Annotated in this window: 2 protein-coding genes and 1 pseudogene; 1 reads left to right on the top strand and 2 read right to left on the bottom strand. The window is 72.3% G+C overall.

The window, feature by feature from the left end; translation table 11 throughout:
- Positions 1 to 1,576 (bottom strand): aldehyde dehydrogenase family protein (locus tag EAO71_RS37280; RefSeq protein WP_147982208.1); only part of this gene is annotated, 1,576 nt, incomplete at its 3' end.
- Positions 1,577 to 1,682: 106 nt separating this feature from the next.
- Positions 1,683 to 2,918, bottom strand: coding sequence for an MFS transporter (locus tag EAO71_RS37275; protein ID WP_261992542.1), 1,236 nt, complete (start codon positions 2,916 to 2,918; stop codon positions 1,683 to 1,685).
- Between EAO71_RS37275 and EAO71_RS39590 the strand changes: the two are divergent.
- Positions 2,917 to 3,101: pseudogene (locus EAO71_RS39590) on the top strand (hypothetical protein); the annotation flags it as partial. The gene EAO71_RS37275 and the pseudogene EAO71_RS39590 overlap by 2 nt on opposite strands.

Below are 3,101 nucleotides of genomic sequence, written 5' to 3'. Positions count from 1 at the left end.
GCGACGGGGTGCCCGTGACCAGGCTTCGCGGGGCGGGCCTGAACGGGGCGCGCAGTACGGTCTTCTCGATGTCCTCGAGCATGAAGGCGTTGTGCACGAAGCCGATGCCGCTGCCGATCTCCTGGCGGGTGTGCCCGGGATGGGCGCCCCACGGCGTGAAGCCGAGCAGGAAGCCGACCGCCGACCAGCAGTTGACGCCCAGGGTGCCGTAGCGCAGGTCGGCGATCGCGGTGCGGACCGCGTCCCGGTGGGTCTTCTCGGTCCTCGGATGGACGATCATGGTCGCTCCGAGCGTGCCGGGGAGCGTGTCGTTGGCGAAGTCGACGGCGTGGCGCAGGAATGCGTCCGGCGTCTGTCCGGGCAGGCGTACGACGCCCAGCGCGCTGCCGAAGACCTCCTCGGTGATGAGGACGTCGTCGTGGTCGGTGATGTCGGGGACGAGCACGCGGCAGCCGTCGCCGTGGGTCTCCGCCTGCGGGTGGGCGGCCAGGACGGAGGCGAGGCGCGCGGCGGCGCCGGGGTAGTAGTCGGTTCGTGACGGCAGTTCGCGCAGCACCTGCCGGATCTCCGCCAGGAGGCGCTCGGTGCCGTCCCAGTCACGTGGCAGTACCAGGATCTGGCTGGCGATGCAGTTGTGTCCGGAGTTGTTCATCTTGCTGGTGACGACATGTTCGGCTTGGAAGCGGAAGTCGGCGTCGCTCCACGGCCCCGGCACGACGATGCAGGGGCTGACGCCGCCCAGTTCACTGCTGAAGGGCTTGTCCAGCAGGGGCCGGTCGTCGAGGCGGCGCTGCTCGGCTTCCTCGTCCGTGCCCCAGACGATGGCGTCGTGGGTGCGCTCGCTGCCGGTGACGTGAACGGCGTCCACGTCCTCGTGGCCGGCGAGGTAGCCGCCTTCGGTCGCACCGCCGTCGACGAAGCGCACCCAGCCGCCGTCGACGAACTCGGCGAAGATGTACTCGAAGTGGGGCCGGAGGTAGTCGTTGACCGGGTTCATCTTGGCGATGACGACCTGGTGCTCGACGTAGAGCTTGTGCAGGATGTCCAGTGCGGTGATGGCCGCGACGTTGCCCGCGCCGAGGACCAGAGCCACGCCCGGGCGGCCGGGCCTGTCCCGGTACCCACCCGCCGCACGGTCGCGTGCCTGCTCGGTGGTGGTGCCGGGCCGCATCCACACCTGCGCCGTGAATCCGTTGAACAGGAGGGTGTCCCAGCCGGTGGCGGGGAAGACGTCGACCCGCGTGCGGCCGTCCTCCTCGTGGACGGCCTCGGCGCCGACGGGATCCATGCCCGCGGCGATCCGCCGGAGCACGTGCAGGTAGGCCGCCGCGTTCTGCGCCAGGGCCCACGGCCCGCCGGTCCAGTCCTCGGCGGCCCACGGCGAGTCGGGGGCGTACCCCTTCGCTCGGGCACCGGCGGCGGCCAGTTCGGAGGCTCGGGAGACCACGCGCGGCAACAGCCGCTCCAGGAGGGCGATGCGTTCGGCGAGCGGGGTGGCCGCCCAGGAGTCGGCGCTGCCGCGTACGTGAGCCACGGTGCGGTCGAGGAAGGAGGTGTCGAGGGCACTGGTGTTCAACGTCGGTCCTTGCGGGAGGTCGGGGCGGGGAGGGGAACGGCGCGGGCCGGCTCCGTGCGCTGTGCGGGGAGCCGGCCCGCGCGWGGTCGGGACGTCCGGCGGGTGGTCAGGACAGCCGGCGGGCGTCGCGGTCCGGGTCGATCAGGGTGAGGGCGGCGGCACCGCTCAGCAGGAGCACGGCGCCGGTGATCAGGACGGCGTACTGGTAGCCCTGCGCACCGCGGGTGTCCACGAGGTGCCCGATCAGTGTCGGCGCCAGCAGACCGGCGGTGGTCACCACGGCGTTCATGATGCCCAGGGCACCACCGCGGCGGTCCACCGGAGCCAGCTCCGTGACCGTGGTGACGGCGACGCTGCTCATCGCTCCGGCGAGCCCGAAGCCCGCGACCAGCAGCGCGGCGGTCAGCGCACCGGCCGGGGCCAGCGGCAGGGCGAGGCACGACCCGGCGCCGATGAGCAGGAGCACGCCGCCGACTCCGCCGCGGGCCCACCGGCTCGCGGTCCCGCGGCGCAGCAGCCATCCGGTCAGGCCCGCCTGCCCGAGCACCACGACGCCACCCAGACCCCAGACCAGCATCAGCACCTGGGTGGCACCGGCGGAGGTGTATCCCAACCCGTCGCGGAGGTAGGAGGGGAGCCAGACCAGAGCGAAGGCGATGACCCAGTAGGTGCCGAAGTAGGCGGCCGTGGCGCCGATCCAGGTTCGGGTCGCGAGGATCCGCCGGTACGGCGTCCTCTGCCCGGCCGGAACCGGAGCGGTCTCCGCCGCCGCGCCCTCCCCTCCCTTCTCGCCGGAGGCGGTCGGCGACGTGGTGTCCGCGGCCGCGTACGGTCCCTCTCCTCCGAAGGGGATCCACAGCAGGGCCCACACGACGCCGACGAGCGCCACCGCGGCGACGGCCGAGCGCCAGCCGTGGTGCTGGATCACCCACGTCAGTACGGGCGCCGCGACCAGGACCCCCAGGGTGATGCCGAGGACGATCAGTGCCCCGGGCAGGTTGCGCCGGTGGTTGGGGAACCAGGACAGGGTGGCCTGCTGGGCGACGGGGAAGGCGGGCCCCTCGGCGGCGCCGAGGAGGACACGTGAGGTGATGAGCACGGCGAGGCCGCCGCCCACCGCCAGCGGTGCTTGGGAGAGGGACCAGAGCACGGCCATGGCGAGAAGGAGCCACTTGGGCCGGATCCGGTCCGCGAGCAGACCCACCGCGGCACCGGAGATCGAGAACAGCAGGAAGAAGGCGCTGCTGGCGAGGCCGAAGGCCGATGCCGACAGGCCGAGGTCCTGTCGGATCTCCTCCGCCGCCAGACCGAGTACGGACTTGTCGGCGAAATTGATCATCATGAAGACGACGAGCAGTGCGGTGACGGTCCACGCGCGGCGTTTCGTTCTGCTCGGTGTCGGTGCCGCGGTGGGTCTGCTCGCGGACCGGATCCGGCCCAAGTGGCTCCTTCTCGCCATGGCCGTGCTCTGGTCCCTCTCCCAAGCACCGCTGGCGGTGGGCGGCGGCCTCGCCGTGCTCATCAC

The sequence above is a fragment of the Streptomyces sp. MS191 genome (assembly GCF_008042125.1).
In the GTDB taxonomy this organism is placed as follows: domain Bacteria; phylum Actinomycetota; class Actinomycetes; order Streptomycetales; family Streptomycetaceae; genus Streptomyces.
Note: the sequence above shows the minus strand (reverse complement) of the source record. Positions and strands in the feature narration are given on the sequence as shown.